The following is a 15,491-nucleotide window of genomic DNA, read 5'->3' as shown; positions in this document are numbered from 1 at the left end:
GCCTCCTGCGGGAGTGGCGGACGGAACCCCGAGGGGGCGGTCGGAGTGTTCCGCGTTCGGAAAGGGTCACAGTCTGCTTCGGCAGCATCCGTGCCCGGCTTTAGCGAAAGATCACGATCTAGTGAGTAACAATACGGACAAATCGCGCAGTTGACTGATTACGACATGCCTGGAATTCGCACAAAATCGATCAGGCTCGACACGAAGCAGTCGGATTCGACCGGTTTATTGACGGAGAGCCGCACCGAAGTCACACTCCGTCAGCCCTGGGGGTGGCGGTGCGTCCGGTGATGACGCCGCGGCGGCGCCACTCCTCAGTGCGAGCGCGGACGTCGCCTGGCGGGCATCGGGACCACTCCACCGAGTGACGTGACGTCGGCGGGCGCGTGCGGCGCCGCGGCGGCGGGCGGCAGGCCCGCGCTGATGCAGAGCAGGTCCCCCCAGGCCGCCAGATGCCGCTCGAAGCGGCCGTCGGCCGGCGTCCAGGACGCCCTGATCTCGATCTCGGTGGTCGACGCGCGCTCGGCCAGCCCGCCGAAGTACTGCGAGGCGCAGAGCGACACCGTGCCCGACGGCTCCGTGTACCCGGCCCCGTGCGCCTGCAGCGCGTCCAGCAGCCAGGCCCAGCCGACCTCGGAGAGCATCGGGTCGCCGGCCATCTCCGGCTCCAGCTCCGCCCGGGTCATGGTGACCACGCGGAAGTCCCCGTTCCAGGCTTCCTGCCCGGCCGGGTCGTGCAGCAGCACCAGCCGGCCGTCGGCCAGCTCCTCGCCGTCGACCTCGACGGTGGCGGTCAGCGCGAAGGAGTGCGGCGCCAGCCGGCGCGGGGCCGGGGCGGGGGAGAGGACGAGCTCGGGGCGCAGCCGGGCACCGGAGAACGCCTCCACGGCGGCCCGGAACTCGCTCGGCGCCGCCTCCCGACCCGTTCCGCCACCTGCTCCGCCACCCTGTGCGGGGTGCCCTCCGACCGCTGCCATGACCCGAAGACTAGGTCGAAAACCCGGGTAATCGCCGTAACTTCTGCCCGCGCGGCGCGCCGGGGCGGCAATCCGGCCAGATCTCCGGCCGGATCCCGGCCCGGGGCCTCACCGGAGTGTCGGCGGAGTCTCGGCGGATCCTGTCCGGATCCTTGTCCGGATCCCCGGTCGGATCCCTGTTCGGATCCTGGAGGAAGCAACGGGACCGCCGGGACGGGCCGGTCCGGGCCGCGTGCGAAGATTTGGAGCGTGAGCGAGACGACGGCAACCCCCCCGACCGGCGCCACCCCCGGTCAGCAGCCCGACGCGCGCCGCGGCGCCGCGTACGACTCGGCGTTCCTGCGCGCCTGCCGGCACGAGCCGGTACCGCACACCCCGGTGTGGTTCATGCGCCAGGCGGGCCGCTCGCTGCCCGAGTACCTGAAGGTCCGCGAGGGCATCCCCATGCTGGAGTCCTGCATGCGGCCCGAGCTGGTCAAGGAGATCACCCTCCAGCCGGTGCGCCGGCACAAGGTGGACGCGGCGATCTTCTTCAGCGACATCGTGGTGCCGCTCCGGGCGGTCGGCATCGACGTCGACATCAAGCCCGGCATCGGCCCGGTCATCGCCGACCCGATCCGCAGCTTCGCCGACCTGGAGCGGCTGCGCCCGCTGGAGCCGGACGACGTCCCCTACATCACCGAGGCCGTCGGCCTGCTAGTGGACGAGCTCGGCCCGACGCCGCTGATCGGCTTCGCCGGCGCGCCCTACACGCTCGCCAGCTACCTGATCGAGGGCGGGCCGTCCAAGAACCACGAGAACACCAAGGCCATGATGTACGGCGCGCCCGACCTGTGGGCCGCCCTGCTCGACCGGCTGGCCGGGATCACCGCCGCCTTCCTCAAGGTGCAGATCGAGGCCGGCGCCTCGGCGATCCAGCTGTTCGACTCCTGGGTCGGCGCGCTCGCGCCGGACGACTACCGCCGCTCGGTGATGCCGGCCAGCACCAAGGTGTTCGACGCGGTGGCCGGGTACGGCGTGCCGCGGATCCACTTCGGCGTGGGCACCGGCGAGCTGCTGGGCCTCATGGGTCAGGCCGGCGCCGACGTGGTCGGTGTCGACTGGCGGGTGCCGCTGAACGTCGCCGCCGAGCGGGTCGGCCCCGGCAAGGGCCTCCAGGGCAACCTCGACCCGGCGGTGCTCTTCGCGCCCACCAGCGCGGTCGAGACCAAGGCCCGCGAGGTGCTGCACGCCGCCCAGGCGATCGGCAGCAGCGGCCACATCTTCAACCTCGGCCACGGCGTGATGCCCAGCATGGACCCGGACGCGCTCAGCCGCCTGGTCGCCTTCGTGCACGAGGCCAGCGCCCGCTGACCCGCCGTCCGGTGGCGGCCCCCTGCGGAGGGGGCCGCCACCGGCGGGCCCGGGATCAGTGCACGGGCTCCTTCTCCTCTTCCTCCTCGGCCCGGTCCTGCTCCTGCTCCGGTACCGGGACCGGCTTCCGCCGTCGGCGCAGCACCCACACCACCGCCGCCACCGGCGCGGCCACCAGCAGGAACGGCAGCACGGCGGCCACCGTCACGGCGACCCCGCGCACGATCGCGCCCAGCAGGTGCCAGCCGCCGCCGAGCGCCGAGCCGACCGAGGCCCAGAACCCCTTGTCCTTCGGCGCGTCCGGCACCTCCTGGACCGGGCCGGTCTTCTGCCGCACGTCCAGCGTGACGGTGGACAGCGAGGTCCGCGCCGACAGCTCCTTCACCTGCTTCTGCAGCGACTCCAGGTCCGACTCCCGCCGGCTCAGCTCGCTCTCCAGACTGACGATCTCGGCCAGCGTCTTCGCCTGCGCCATCAGCGCGCGCACCCGGTCCACGCTCGCCTGCTGGCTCTGCATCCGGCTGTTGACGTCCGCGACCTGCTGGGTCAGGTCCTCCGCCTGGCTGCGCCGGGAGAGCACCTCGCCGAGCCCGGCCAGCTGGTCCAGCGTCGGCTGGAACGCCGCCGAGGGCACCTTCACCGTGATCTGCCCGCTCTGCGGTCCGCCGTCCCCGCCGGAGCTCCCGGTCTCGCTCGCCACATAGCCGCCCGCCGCGACGGCCAGGTCCCGGGCCTTCGCCAGCACCGTGTCCACCTGCGCCGTCCGCACCGTCAGCTGCGCCGAGTACGCGATCTGCCGGCCGTCCACCGCCGGCGCCGCACCCGTCGGCCCGGCCGGCGGCGCCTTGGGTGCCACCGAGGCCACTCCCGGTGCCCCGACGGCGGCGTCCCCCTTGGCAGCCTCCCCGGCGGCGGCCTGCGCCGGGGCGGCCGCCGACATGTCCTTGCTCCCGCCGTCCCTGTCCGCCGAGCAGCCCGCCGCCAGCACCGCCGCCACGGCCACCGCCGCCAGCGCCCCCGCTCTGCGCCGCCCTCGTCCTCGTCCCACGTTCGAGCCCTCCCCGTCGTCCGGTGCTTCCCGGCGCCCCCTCCCGGGGCACCCACACCATTTCGACGGACCCCGCCCCGCTCCGGACCCACCCGGGAGGTCGCAGCTCGATCACGTCTCGGCCGCGAGCAGGACAAGGCGCCCCGTCCGTCGGTACACCTCGGGCTCGTGCGGGCCCGACGGGCTCCGCGCTTGCCCCGGAGTCGCTACCGTGGTCCGCATGAGCGAGTTGCCGGACTGGATGTACCCGCCCCGCGCCGAGGGATGGTTCGCCGAGGACCTCGACCGTCTGCCGCAGGCTCCGCGCCACACCGAACTGATCGACGGAGCACTGGTCTTCATGATGTCCCCGCAGCGCTCGTGGCACAGCAGGGCCGTCACGGCGCTGACCACCGTCCTGGAGGACCTGGTCCCGGACGGTCTCCTGGCCGAGCGGGAGATGACGATCAAGCTCGACCGGCGGAACCGCCCCGAGCCGGACCTGGTGGTCGCGGCGGTCGACTACGACCCCGACCGGACCTGGTTCGATGCCGCGGACGTGACGCTCGTCGTCGAGGTCGTGTCCCCCGAGTCGGCGCACCGGGACCGTACGGTCAAGCGGCGGAAGTACGCCGAGGCCGGCATCCCGCACTACTGGGTGGTCGAGGAGGAGGACGGCCTGCCGGTGGTCCATGTGTTCGAGGCGGACGCCTCCGCGCCGACCTACACGCTCGCCGGGATCTTCCGCGAGCGGCTGGAGCGGCCGGTGCCGTTCCCGGTCGACATCGACCTGGACGGGCTCGTGCCCGCCCGCAAGGGGCAGAAGCGGGCGGATTGAGGCAAAGGTGTAAAGACCTGCGAGACTGCGGGGCATGGCGCAAGCACATGTCGTGGTGATCGGCGGCGGGATCGCGGGGCTGACCGCAGCGGCCGTGGTCGGTGGGGGTGCGGGGGAGCCGGCCCGGGCGCGGGTGACGCTGTTGGAGGCGTCGGAGCGGCTGGGCGGGAAGTTGCGGGGCGGCGAGGTGGGCGGGGTCCGGGTGGACCTCGGGGCGGAGTCGATGCTCGCCCGGCGGCCGGAGGCGGTCGAGTTGGCGCGGGCCGTCGGGCTCGCGGAGCGGCTGGAGCCGCCGACCACCGCCAAGGCCGCGATCTGGACCAGGGGCGCGCTGCGGCCGCTGCCCGGCGGACAGGTGATGGGCGTGCCCGGGGACCTCGCCGCGCTGGCGGACTCCGGTGTGCTGAGCCCCGAGGGCCTGGAGCGGGCCCGGCACGAGGTGGTCGGGGAGGCGGTCGCGGACGATGTCGCGATCGGCCGCTACGTCGCCGACCGGCTCGGCCGCGAGGTCGTGGACCGGCTGGTGGAGCCGCTGCTCGGCGGTGTCTACGCCGGGCACAGCGACGAGATCTCGCTGCGCGCCGCAGTGCCCGCGCTGCTGCCGGTCGCCCGCGGCGGCGGATCCCTGGTCGAGGGCGTGCACCGGCTGGCCACCCGGCCGGCGACCGTCGGCACCCCCGTGTTCCAGGGTCTGCGCGGCGGCCTCGGCACCCTGCCGGAGGCGGTCGCCGCGGCCTGCGCCGAGGCCGGCGTCGAGCTGCGCACCCGGACCGAGGTGACGGAGCTGCGCCGCACCCCCGACGGCTGGCGGGTGACCACCGGCGACGGCGAGGTGCTCGCCGCGGACGCCGTCGTGCTGGCCGTGCCCGCGCCGGCCGCCGCCCGGCTGCTGCGCGCCGACGCGCCCGCCGCGGCCGCCGAACTGGACACCGTGGAGTACGCCGGGATGGCGCTGGTCACGCTGGCCTTCCGCCGCGCCGACCTGGCCCGCACCCCGGCCGGAAGCGGCTTCCTCGTCCCGCCCGTGGACGGCCGCCGGATCAAGGCGTCCACCTTCTCCTCCAACAAGTGGGGCTGGCTGGAGCGGTCCGCGCCGGACGCCTTCGTGCTGCGCACCTCGCTGGGCCGGCTGCGCGAGGAGGAGCCGTTGGAGCTGGCGGACGAGGAGCTGGTCGCCCGCTCGCTGGCCGACCTGGGCGAGGCGATCGGCCTGACCGCCCGTCCGTACGACACCGCCGTCACCCGGTGGCGGGCCGGACTGCCGCAGTACCCGGTCGGCCACCTGGACCGGGTGGCCCGGATCAGGGCGGCGGCGGAGCGGGTGGGGGCGCTGGCCGTGTGCGGGGCCGCGTACGACGGCGTGGGCATCCCGGCGTGCGTTGCGAGCGCCCGGGCGGCCGTCGCCGCGCTCGACCGAGTACTGACCCCGCTGGCCGGGGCGAACGTCACCGAGAGGACAATGGGCGCATGACTGAGACCGCTGAGCAGCAGGCCGCCGAGCAGCCCGCCAAGTTGAAGGCGCGGGACCTGAACCAGGTCATCCGCTACACCATGTGGTCGGTGTTCAAGCTCAAGGGCGCGCTGCCCGAGGACCGCACCGGCCTGGTCACCGAGGTCGAGGAGCTGTTCGCCCAGCTGGAGGCCAAGGACGTCACGGTGCGCGGCACCTACGACGTGTCCGGTCTGCGCGCGGACGCCGACATCCTGGTGTGGTGGCACGCCGCCGACTCGGACGACCTCCAGGAGGCGTACAACCGCTTCCGCCGCACCGGCCTGGGCCGGCAGCTGGAGCCGGTCTGGTCGAACATGGCGCTGCACCGCCCGGCGGAGTTCAACAAGTCGCACATCCCGGCGTTCCTCGCCGACGAGCGCCCGCGCGACTACGTCTGCGTGTACCCGTTCGTGCGCTCCTACGAGTGGTACCTGCTGCCGGACGCCGAGCGGCGCGCGATGCTCGCCGAGCACGGCCAGATGGCGCGCGGCTACCCCGACGTGCGGGCCAACACGGTCGCCTCGTTCGCGCTGGGCGACTACGAGTGGCTGCTCGCCTTCGAGGCGGACGAGCTGCACCGGATCGTGGACCTGATGCGCGACCTGCGCCCGTCCCGGGCCCGGCTGCACGTCCGCGAGGAGGTGCCGTTCTTCACCGGCCGCCGCAAGCCGGTCGCCGAGCTGCTGAACGGCCTGGTCTGAGCAAGCCCGTGCACTGACACGCCGAAGGGCCCGTCCGCCGGAGATCTCCGTGCGGGACGGGCCCTTCGGCGTGTCAGTGGCGGCGCAGGGCGGCGCGCAGCCGGGCGTCCTGGAGGGCGGCGGGGCCGTTCATCGCGACGGCGGTGAGCAGTTCGCGCTCGTCGTCGTCGGTGAGGCCGTGCTGGCGCGGCGGGCGGACCTCGCGGAGCACCTCCTGGCCGATCGGCGAGGCCCAGCGGGTGTACGGGTAGACGTCGACCCGGGCCATCAGCAGGGTGCCCGAGGTGAGCACCAGCGGCAGCGAGAACCAGGCCAGCGGGGTCAGCGCGTCACCGTCGGTCAGGCCGCCGACGACCAGCGCCACGGCCAGCAGCACCACGGAGAGCAGCAGCGCCTGCCGGACCTGCCGGACCACCAGCACGGTGTGCCGCCGCACCGTCGCCGGGGTGGCCAGCCCGGCGAGCGAGAGCCGGCTGCCGATCTCCAGCACGGTGGGGTGCGCGGCCATCGCCAGCCGCAGGTCGTCGGTGCGGCACTGGCCCTCGGGGCCGACGGTGGCGATCACCGCGCGTTCCAGCCGGCTGCGGCCGCGCGGGTCGACGACCGTGGTCCAGCCGGTGTGGGCGAGGTGCAGCCGCCCCCGGGAGGCCATCAGGACGAGCGCCAGCTCGACCACCCGGTCCGGTCCGCCGGCCAGGTACGCCGTCTCGTAGAGCCCGATCCCCACCGCCTCGGACGGCCGGGGGCCCTCCTGACCGGACAGCGCGTCGGCGGTGGCGGTCGTCCGGACGAGCCGGATGCAGGAGAGCACCGCGGCGACGCAGGCCGGGAGGAGGAAGAGCAACCACATGGGCTTGTTGTAGTCCCGGCCGCGCCGCACGCGGAACGTCTTCCCGGACCGCGATACCGAACTGTGACGTCCGGTGCGTCCTCGGCCCCCGGTCGGGGCTCAGGATCCGCAGCCCCCGCCGCCGCCGCAGCTGGAGCCACCGCCGCAGCTGGAGCCCGAGGAGGACCCGCAGGAGGAGCCCGAGGAGCAGCTGGAGCCGGAGGAGCAGCTGGCGGAGCTGCCGCAGCCCGAACCCGAGGAACCGCAGGAGCCGGAGGAGCCGGAGGAGTCCGAGGAGGAGCCGCACCAGGTGGCCGGGCCGGTCGCGCAGGAGGAGCCGGAGGAACCGGAGGAACCGGAGGACGAGGGGCCGCCGCCGGCGGCGGCGAAGGCCCGGGCCGACTGGTCGGTGGCCGCCGCGGCGAGCATCGCCTCGTGCAGTTCCGCGTCGCCGAGGCCGTCGGCGCCGACCAGGGCCAGGCCGCCCATCGCGACGGCGCCGAGCAGCACGGCGTCCGCGCCGCTCACGAACGCGCCGTGGTGCGGCTGCCAGGGCTTGCCGGTGTCCATCAGTCCGAGCTGGCGCCGCCCGGCCGGGGTGACCCGGCCCTTGGGCGGACGGGTGGCCAGCAGCGAGACCAGGCCGAGGACGAGCAGCACCATCGGGATCCAGAGCGAGGGGCCGTCGCTGCCCGGCTCGTCGGAGGCCAGCAGCAGGGCGGCGACGGCGAACGCCAGGGTGACCGCCAGGGCGAGCCAGATCGTCCGGTTCGCGGTCCGGGCCCGGCGCAGCCGCTCCGGGTTGCGCAGCAGGCCGCGGGCGGCCAGGGCGTCGCCGACGGCCTGGACGGCGGGCGCGCGCATCACCGCGACGCGCAGCGAGTCGAGGTCCCGGCTGCGGGACGGGCCGATCGCGTCGACGATCGCGCCGTCGACCTCGTCGAGGGGCTCACTGGCGGTCAGCGTGACCAGCCGGGAGCGGCTGACCACGACGTGGCCGCGTCGGTGCATCCGGACCAGGGCGGTGTCGAAGACCCGGCCCGGGCCCCCGGACAGGAAGGCGGCCTCCAGCAGGGCGATGCCGCGGCCGGGCAGGCCCTTGGGGTCGCTGACGCGCTGCGCGGCCTGCTTGGCCTGCTGCGCGTAGAGCACGGTGGCGGCCAGCAGGAGGCCGGGCACGAGGTAGAAGGCGTTGTGCCACATGAGTGGTTCCCCCGGGTGGTGAGACATGGTTCGGGCGCGCGTGGCGCCGTCGTGGGGCGGTGGTGGGGCGGTGCTGGGGTGCGGTCCGGACGGACGCGCGGCCCGGGCGGGCGCGGCGTCGGGGCGGACGGGCACGGGTGCTGAAGGGAGTGGTGCGGTGCGGGCGCGGGCCCGGTGCTCAGGCCTCCCGGCCGGGCCGCAGGGCGCGGCGCAGGCGGGCGAGCGGGCCGGGCCGGCGTTCGGAACGGTCCTCGGGCGCCGGACGGAGCCAGCGTTCCAGGTCCCGTCGTTGGTCCTCGGACGGTTCCGGGCGGCCGGTGAGTGCCCACTCGGCGAAGGCCCGGGCGTCGGCGCGGTAGCCGCCGGTCTGCGGATTGCCGCGGGCGTAGGCGAGGAACAGCGGCCCGTACTGCGCGCCGAGCAGGCGGGGCAGGTCCGGGACCACCTTGGCGGCGGTGTCGCGCCGCTTGGCGGCGAGGCCGGTCGCCTGGGCGCGCACCTGCGCCGGGTCGAAGCCGGGCGGCACCGGGCCGCCGGCCACCAGGGCGGTGAGCAGTTCGGTCTGCCGGGCCGCCAGCCGGGCCCGCGCGGCGTCGGTGGCGGAAACGGCGTCGGCGGAGAGAGCGGAGTCGATGGCGGACACGGTGTCGGTGCCGGACGCGGAGACGGCGGCGGCGTCCGCGCCGGGGGCGGCGGTCACCGGCCGCCCTCCAGCACCCGCCGGACGGCGTCGAGTTCGGCCGCCAGCTCGGCCGGCGGCGGGAACGCGGCGTCGCGCTCCAGCAGCACCCCGGGCGGCACGACCCGGGAGCACAGCTCGGCCAGCACCTCCAGCACCGGTTCGGTGACCGGGTGGGCGTGGGTGTCGTGCCAGACACCGTCGACCATGGTGCCGCCCGCGACGTGCACGTAGGCGAGCGCCTCCAGCGGCAGCCGGTCCAGTTCGGCGGCCGGGTCGATGCCGAGATTGACCCGGTTGGTGTGCAGATTGGCGACGTCGATCAGCAGCCGGACCCCGGTCCGCTCGACCAGCTCGGCCAGGAACTGCCCCTCGGTCAGCTCGTCGTCCGGCCAGGCCAGCTGGGCGGCGATGTTCTCCAGGGCGAGCGGCACCGGCAACTGGTCCTGGGCGATCCGCACGTTCTCGGCGACCACCCGCAGGGCGTCGCGCGAGCGCGGCACCGGCAGCAGGTGGCCGGCCTCCAGGCCGCCGGCCCGGACGAACGCCAGGTGCTCGGTGACCACCGGGGAGCCGAGCAGCTCGGCAGTCCCGGCGAGCTTGGCCAGCCGGGCCGGGTCGGGCCGGTCGGCGCCGCCGAGGCCGAGCCCGACGCCGTGCGGGACGACGGTGAGGCCCCGGTCGAGCAGGATCCGCAGGGAGGCGGGGAGGTGGTCGTCGCAGATGTTCTCGGCGACGACCTCGACCCAGTCCAGGCCGGGCTGCCGCTCGACCACGGTGTCGATCTCGCTGCGCCAGCCGAGGCCGACGCCGAGCCGGCGCGTGGTGCCGGCGCCGGTGGTGCCCGTGCCCGTGGTGTCGGCGGTGCCGGTGGTTGTGCTGACAGTGGTGCTGCCGGTGGTGCCCGTCGTCGTTGCGGGCGGCTGCGGAGCGGTCCGCAGGGCGGGGGAGGTCATCGGTGCGCCCCCTTCGGAGGGCTGGGTGGAAAGCCGTCGGTCGGCGCGGGCCTCGTCGCCAGGGCCGCCGGGCTGTGGTGCTGAGCATGTCCCCGGACTGAGCGGCTGCCAAGCCTCGACCGGTCATCTCAGAGCATTACTTGAGCTTGGCGTTGAGTCAATCCGCGACCTCGGCCCGAATTTCCCGCATCGCCGCTGGTGGGGGCGGTTGCGGCGGAAAACGAGTTCGCGGACGGACCGACGGTGGCTACTGTGACGCAGCTATGACACCGCTGACGATTCGTGACTTCCGCCCCGAGGACGCCGGGGCTGTGGCGGCCGCCCACCGGGCCGGGCGTGAGCACCTGGTCGAGGCGCCCGAGATGTTCGTCTGGCTGAACGCCCAGCGGACCAGGGGCCACTACCGCACCTTCGTCGCCGAGCTGGACGGCCGGGTGGTCGGCTCGGTCCGCTGCGGGGTGGTGACCGGGACCAGCACGACCGGCGTCGGCCACGCCAACGGCAGTGTCCTGCCCGAGTACCGGCGACGCGGCGCCTTCACCGCGCTGCTGGCCGCCGCCGAACGGCACCTGGCCGGGCACGGCGTGGTCGAACTGCACAGCTGGGTGGACGAGGAGCCCGGTCCGCGCGCCTTCGCCGCGGCCCGGGGCTTCACCGAGGGACGGATCGCCCACTTCGGCGCCCGGGACCTCGCCCGTCCGCTGCCGGAGGCCCCGCCGCTGCCGGCCGGCGTCGAGCTGAGCCCGGCGCGCGACTGGGCGGCCGACCCGCACCCGGTGTTCCTGGTCGAGGCGGACGCGATACGGGACGAGCCGGGCGAGGTGGTGATGGACGCCGCCGACTACGACGAGTGGCTCGCGGGGGAGTGGCAACGCCCGGCCTTCGACGCCGGTCTGAGCGTCGTGGCCGCGGTCGACGGCCGTCCGGCGGCGTTCACCGCCGTCCACACGGACGGCGCGGACCGCTACTGGTCGGCGTTCACCGCCTGCCGCCGGGAGTTCCGCGGCCGGGGGCTGGCCAAGCTCGCCAAGCTGGAGTCGCTGCGCCTGGCCCGGGAGGCCGGTCTGCGGCACGCGTACACCTCGAACGACGCGACCAACGCGCCGATGCTGGCGATCAACGCCTGGCTGGGCTACGAACGCTGTGCCAGTGAGCGGAAGTTCGTCAAGCGTCTGGACGGCTGACGGGCCTGTCACGACCGGGCTGGTCCTGTCCCGTCCACCAATGACGGAGTGTGACGCCCGCCGGGCCGGCGGACTGGGCCGGACGGGTGAATCGGGGGCGTGGAGGGGCGTGGACGCCCGGTGTCGGCCCGGGTCGGGAGTTCCCGGGGTTCTACGGGGCATCACATCGGCGCCGACAGTTCGTGCCCGAGTCATCGCGGGGGTGCCGTGGAGATCCTGCTCCAGATACTGATCGGGTTCGTTCCGGCGGTGATCGGCTTTCTCGCGGCGCGGTCGCTCGCCCGGACCCGCCTCTTCCTGCGCTACGGCTTCCTGCGCGCGCTGCTCGGCCCGTACAGCCGGGTGCAGATAGTCACGCCGAGTATCGAGGTCGGCGAGTTCGCCTACGCCAAGGACGGCTGCCGGCTCACCAGCCGGGGCCCGCGGAACGTGCTGTTCATGCCGATGGCCGAGGCGCGGGCGATCGCCGAACTCACCGACCTGCTGCGGAAGATCAACCGCAAGGCCACCATCGAGCTGGTCACCGCGGGCGCGCAGGACCCGAGGATGCCGACCTTCTCGGTCGGCGGGCCGAGCGTCAACGCCTACTCGGCGGGCGTCCTGGCCACCGACTTCCCGGACTTCCGGCTGGAGCACCCGCAGGCGGCCCGGGCCCGCTGGGGCGGGATGGCCTTCGAGGCGCAGTACAACGCGGCCGACGAACTCGTCCGCGACCACGGCTTCGTGTTCGTCACCCGGACCTCGCGGCAGGCGCCCTGCGTGGTGCTCTGCGGGGTCTTCGCCTTCGGCTCGGCGATGGGGGTGGAGGCGCTCGCGGCGGCCGGGCGGCAGTCCCCACTGGCCGGGTTGTTCCGCTCGGGGGAGAAAGGATTCGTCGCCGTCGAGGGCCGGGTGATCGGCCTGGACACCGTGGACGTGACGGTGGAGGTCTGCCGCGTGCTGCCGTCCGGCTGACCGCGTGTCGGCCGTCCGCCCGGGCCGCGTCGGCCGTCCGCCCGAGGCCGCGCCGACCGGATGTCGGGCACACACCGACCGGATGCCGGGCGCCCGTTGACCGGATCCCGGAACGGTGGCGGGCGGCGAACCGGGAGGAAAGGGGCGGGACGGGAGAGTCCGGGGCGGGGAATGGCCGAAAACGCCAGGGTTTCGCTCCACCGCTGTCACATCATCGGCATAATCGCGGCCATGACGATCAACCGTGCGAACGTGAGCGCGATTGCCGAGGACCTGTACGTCTGGCTCCCGCCGAAGCGGGGCTGGGGCCTGGCCAACTGCGGACTGCTCGCCGGTCGACGGACAGCGTTGTGGATCGACACCCCCTACGACCCCTCGCTGGCCGCCGAGTTCCTCGCCGAGAGCCGCAAGCGGCTGGCCGACGGCGTCGACGTCGACCGGATCGTCGTCACTCACGCCAACGGCGACCACCTCTGGGGCGCGGGCGTGCTGCCGGACGCCGAGGTGATCGCCACCCGCGAGGCGCTGGAGCACATCCACTGGGAGCCGACGCCCCAGCAGACCCACGCGCTGGTCACCGGGAGCGACCCGGACTCGCCGCTCGGCGACTACCTCCGGCGCCACTTCGGGCAGTTCGACTGGTCCGCGACCGATCCCGTGCACCCGGACACCGTCTTCCAGGGCGAGCTGGAACTGCGGGTGGGGGAGTACCCGGTGCAGATCACCGGCCTGCCCGCAGCCCACACCGGCGGCGACCTCATCGTCCACCTCCCGCACCAGCGCGCGGTGTTCACCGGCGACGTGATCTTCGGCTCGACCGCCGCCCAGCCGGGCGACCACCCCTCGCACTGGGCCGGTCCGCTGGAGAACGTCATCGCCGCCTGCGAGCGGATCCTGGCCACCGGCGCCCGGATCGTCGTGCCCGGCCACGGACCGGTGCTCGACCGCCCGGGCGTGCACGAGCACATCGCCTACCTCACCCACGTCCGCGAGCGCACCCACGCCCTGCACCGCGCCGGACTCACCGCGCTGGACGCCGCCCGCCGGATCATCGCCGAGCAGCGCTACCCCGAACTCGGCCTGCCCGAGCGGCTGGTGCTCACCGTCGCCGCCGAGTACCGGCACCTGGACGGCAGCGAGGTGCCGAACATCCTGGCGGCGATGAACCAGGTGGCGCTGGTGGCCCGTGAGATCGACGAGGACACCGACCGCCGGGCACCCCGCCCGCGCGCGGACGGCCGCGCCACGGCCTGAGCCCCGGCCACCACAGCCCGAGCCCCGGCCTGCGGCACCCGGCCGTCGGCACCCCGACCGAGCCCGTTCTTCGTACAAGGAAACTCCGAGGACGTCGATGACGCAGTTCCTGGTACCGGCCCTGGCGCTGATCGCGCTCGCCGCGCTCGTGGCCGCCGCGCTCCTGGCGCGCGGCCGCTCGCGCGCCGTGGCCCGGGCCGACGCCGCCGACGCCGCCTCGGGCCTGGCCGCCGAACGCGCCCGCGCCGCCGAGGGACAGACCGCCCGGGCCGAGCAGCAGGCCCGCGAGGCCGGGGCCGAGGCACGGCAGGCGGCCGTCGAGGCCAGCGCCGCGGCCGACCGCGCGCTGGCCGCCGAGGACCGCGCCCACCGGGCGGAGAACCGGGCCGCCGAGGCCGGACAGCGCACGGCCGAGGCCGACCACCGGGCGGCCGCCGCCGACCACCGGGCCGACACCGCCGAGCAGCGCGCCGCGGCGGCCGAGGCCGGCGTCGCCGCCCTGCTGGCGGAGATCGGCCACCTCGCCACCGAGCGGGTGGCCGCCGCCGCCCTGCGGCTGAGCCACCCCAACGCGCCGATCGCCGGACCGCTCGACGCCGCCGCCGTCGGCCCGGCCGCCGTGCAGGCCCTGCAGGCCGTCCTGGACGCGGCCTCCGCCGCCGTCACCGACGAGCGGGAGCGCGTCGACGCCGCCGCCCGCTCCGCGATGCGCGGCGCCACCTCCAAGATCCAGACCCTGCTCTACCAGATCCAGAGCCTGGTCCAGCAGCTCCAGGACGACAACGACGACCCCCGGCTGCTGGAGGTCGACTTCCGCAACGAGGTCGCGCTGCGCCGGATCCAGACCGTCGCCGTGCTCTGCGAGGCCTGGCCGGGCCTGGCCCGCACCGACTCGCCGCTCGCCGAGGTGGTGGTCGGCGCGCTCTCCCGGGTGCCCGGCTACGCCCGAATCAAGGTGGCCAACCACCTGCGCGAGGGCCGGCTGGCCGTGGTGGCCCGGGCCGCCGAGCCGGTGGCCATCGCGGTCGCCGAACTGCTCGCCAACGCCACCGCCTACTCGCACCCCGAGACGGACGTCCCGGTCACCCTCCAGCAGGGCGGCCGGGGCGCGATGGTGATCGTCGACGACAGCGGCATCGGGATGGAGGAGGACCAGCTCCGCCGGGCCCGCCGACTGCTGGCGGGCCCGACCGACGTACTGCTCACCGAGCTGGGCAACCCGCCGCGGACCGGGTTCGCGGTGGTCGGCAAGCTGGCCCGGCAGTACGGCTTCTCCTGCCACGTCGAGCCCTCCCCGTACGGGGGGATGCGCGCCCTGGTCCGGATCCCGGCCGGGCTGCTGACGGTGGTGGACGAGGAGCAGCCGCTGTCGGTGCTCACCCCGCTGCCGCTGCGGGCCGGATCCGGTCCGGCCGGTCCAGCCACCGCCGCGGGCGGACGCGCCCGCGAGGGTGTCCCGACCATCCATGTCGTCCCCCCGGTGCAGGACCGGCCCGAGCTGCCCGGCCCGTCCGACCCGCAGCGCCCGTCCGACGGACCGCCGGTGCACGCCGTCCCGCCGGTGCGGGCGGTGCCGGACGAGCCCGCCGTGCCGGACGACGGCACCGGGCTGCCCAGCCGCCGCCGGCGTCGGCCGGTGCCCGCGCAGCCCTCGCCCGCCGACGGTGTCTCGGCATCCGCGCCCGGCGCCGTCCGCCCGGTGCGGACGCCCGAGCAGGCGGCCGCCCGCTGGCAGGCGCTCCAGCACGGCACCGGCTCCGGCCGCGCCGCCGTCGCGGAGGCGGAGGCCGGCACCGCCGAGGCCGCCGTCACCGAGGCCGTCACCGAGGCCGTCACCGCCGAAGCCGCCGAGGCCGACGCCACCCAGAGCCCCCACTCCCCGTCCCCCGAGGCGACCGGCCCCGCCGGCGCCGACCGGGCGGCCCCGCCCCGCCCCGACGCCGCCCACACCGGCGCCGGTCCCGCGGCGGCGTCCGGCCGCCGGAGCACCCAGACCTCCTGAGGAGCCGCGCCGTGAGCAGCACGTCCAGCCCCAGCACCGCCA

At 75.1% G+C, this 15,491-nt stretch carries 12 protein-coding genes and 1 pseudogene; 8 read left to right on the top strand and 5 right to left on the bottom strand.

What is annotated here, in order from left to right:
* Positions 1–314 precede the first annotated feature (314 nt).
* Positions 315–977, bottom strand: coding sequence for a DUF3000 domain-containing protein (locus tag IF01_RS0120945; protein WP_030395001.1), 663 nt, complete (start codon positions 975–977; stop codon positions 315–317).
* Between the two features lie 249 nt (positions 978–1,226).
* On the opposite strand from IF01_RS0120945, the gene hemE reads away from it, so the two are divergent.
* Entirely contained in the window at positions 1,227–2,330 is a 1,104-nt protein-coding gene (gene hemE / locus IF01_RS0120940) for a uroporphyrinogen decarboxylase (protein ID WP_030395000.1), read from the top strand.
* A 55-nt stretch (positions 2,331–2,385) separates the two neighbouring features.
* Here the strand turns inward: hemE and IF01_RS0120935 are convergent, their stop codons facing one another.
* On the bottom strand, positions 2,386–3,378 hold the full coding sequence (locus IF01_RS0120935) for a DUF4349 domain-containing protein (protein WP_157855301.1): 993 nt from the start codon (positions 3,376–3,378) through the stop codon (positions 2,386–2,388).
* A 220-nt stretch (positions 3,379–3,598) separates the two neighbouring features.
* Between IF01_RS0120935 and IF01_RS0120930 the strand changes: the two genes are divergently transcribed.
* From IF01_RS0120930 to hemQ, 3 genes are read left to right on the top strand one after another with little or no spacing between them, the layout of a single operon-like run.
* The gene (locus IF01_RS0120930) at positions 3,599–4,195 is read left to right on the top strand and encodes a Uma2 family endonuclease (RefSeq protein WP_030394998.1); all 597 of its coding nucleotides are present in this window, start codon (positions 3,599–3,601) and stop codon (positions 4,193–4,195) included.
* Positions 4,196–4,229: 34 nt separating this feature from the next.
* Positions 4,230–5,666 carry a protoporphyrinogen oxidase gene (hemG, locus tag IF01_RS0120925; RefSeq protein WP_030394997.1) on the top strand — a complete coding sequence of 479 codons (1,437 nt, stop codon included), beginning with the start codon at positions 4,230–4,232 and terminating at the stop codon, positions 5,664–5,666.
* A complete protein-coding gene (hemQ, locus tag IF01_RS0120920; protein ID WP_030394996.1) occupies positions 5,663–6,388 on the top strand; it encodes a hydrogen peroxide-dependent heme synthase in 726 nt (241 codons plus the stop codon). Before hemG ends, hemQ begins: the two co-directional genes overlap by 4 nt.
* Positions 6,389–6,461: 73 nt before the next feature.
* Here the strand turns inward: hemQ and IF01_RS0120915 are convergent, their stop codons facing one another.
* From IF01_RS0120915 to IF01_RS45730, 3 genes and pseudogenes are all read right to left on the bottom strand, one after another.
* Entirely contained in the window at positions 6,462–7,238 is a 777-nt protein-coding gene (locus IF01_RS0120915; RefSeq protein WP_030394995.1) for a TIGR04222 domain-containing membrane protein, read from the bottom strand.
* Positions 7,239–7,337: 99 nt separating this feature from the next.
* On the bottom strand, positions 7,338–8,420 hold the full coding sequence (locus tag IF01_RS0120910; RefSeq protein ID WP_030394994.1) for a TIGR04222 domain-containing membrane protein: 1,083 nt from the start codon (positions 8,418–8,420) through the stop codon (positions 7,338–7,340).
* A gap of 178 nt (positions 8,421–8,598) precedes the next feature.
* Positions 8,599–9,884 (bottom strand): annotated as a pseudogene (locus tag IF01_RS45730) (MbnB/TglH/ChrH family RiPP precursor modification enzyme).
* Positions 9,885–10,318: 434 nt separating this feature from the next.
* Between IF01_RS45730 and IF01_RS0120895 the strand changes: the two are divergent.
* The 4 genes from IF01_RS0120895 to IF01_RS0120875 all read left to right on the top strand — a co-directional run bounded on the left by IF01_RS0120895 (position 10,319) and on the right by IF01_RS0120875 (position 15,449).
* Positions 10,319–11,239 (top strand): GNAT family N-acetyltransferase, encoded by a 921-nt coding sequence (locus IF01_RS0120895; RefSeq protein WP_030394991.1) that lies wholly within the window; start codon positions 10,319–10,321, stop codon positions 11,237–11,239.
* Between the two features lie 207 nt (positions 11,240–11,446).
* Positions 11,447–12,193 carry a hypothetical protein gene (locus tag IF01_RS0120890; RefSeq protein ID WP_030394990.1) on the top strand — a complete coding sequence of 249 codons (747 nt, stop codon included), beginning with the start codon at positions 11,447–11,449 and terminating at the stop codon, positions 12,191–12,193.
* Positions 12,194–12,424: 231 nt separating this feature from the next.
* A complete protein-coding gene (locus tag IF01_RS0120885; RefSeq protein WP_051741332.1) occupies positions 12,425–13,447 on the top strand; it encodes an MBL fold metallo-hydrolase in 1,023 nt (340 codons plus the stop codon).
* Positions 13,448–13,544: 97 nt separating this feature from the next.
* Positions 13,545–15,449 carry an ATP-binding protein gene (locus tag IF01_RS0120875; RefSeq protein WP_051755779.1) on the top strand — a complete coding sequence of 635 codons (1,905 nt, stop codon included), beginning with the start codon at positions 13,545–13,547 and terminating at the stop codon, positions 15,447–15,449.
* Positions 15,450–15,491 lie beyond the last annotated feature (42 nt).

This window comes from Kitasatospora purpeofusca (assembly GCF_000718025.1).
GTDB lineage: Bacteria > Actinomycetota > Actinomycetes > Streptomycetales > Streptomycetaceae > Kitasatospora > Kitasatospora purpeofusca.
Note: the sequence above shows the minus strand (reverse complement) of the source record. Positions and strands in the feature narration are given on the sequence as shown.

What these genes read in the sequence shown, in the direction of transcription:
- hemQ (WP_030394996.1), top strand. Translation starts at nt 5,663, where the DNA reads ATGACTGAGACCGCTGAGCAGCAGGCCGCCGAGCAGCCCGCCAAGTTG.
- hemG (WP_030394997.1), top strand. Translation starts at nt 4,230, where the DNA reads ATGGCGCAAGCACATGTCGTGGTGATCGGCGGCGGGATCGCGGGGCTG.
- IF01_RS0120915 (WP_030394995.1), bottom strand. Translation starts at nt 7,238, where the DNA reads ATGTGGTTGCTCTTCCTCCTCCCGGCCTGCGTCGCCGCGGTGCTCTCC.
- IF01_RS0120910 (WP_030394994.1), bottom strand. Translation starts at nt 8,420, where the DNA reads ATGTGGCACAACGCCTTCTACCTCGTGCCCGGCCTCCTGCTGGCCGCC.
- IF01_RS0120930 (WP_030394998.1), top strand. Translation starts at nt 3,599, where the DNA reads ATGAGCGAGTTGCCGGACTGGATGTACCCGCCCCGCGCCGAGGGATGG.
- IF01_RS0120895 (WP_030394991.1), top strand. Translation starts at nt 10,319, where the DNA reads ATGACACCGCTGACGATTCGTGACTTCCGCCCCGAGGACGCCGGGGCT.
- IF01_RS0120945 (WP_030395001.1), bottom strand. Translation starts at nt 977, where the DNA reads ATGGCAGCGGTCGGAGGGCACCCCGCACAGGGTGGCGGAGCAGGTGGC.
- IF01_RS0120875 (WP_051755779.1), top strand. Translation starts at nt 13,545, where the DNA reads ATGACGCAGTTCCTGGTACCGGCCCTGGCGCTGATCGCGCTCGCCGCG.
- IF01_RS0120885 (WP_051741332.1), top strand. Translation starts at nt 12,425, where the DNA reads ATGACGATCAACCGTGCGAACGTGAGCGCGATTGCCGAGGACCTGTAC.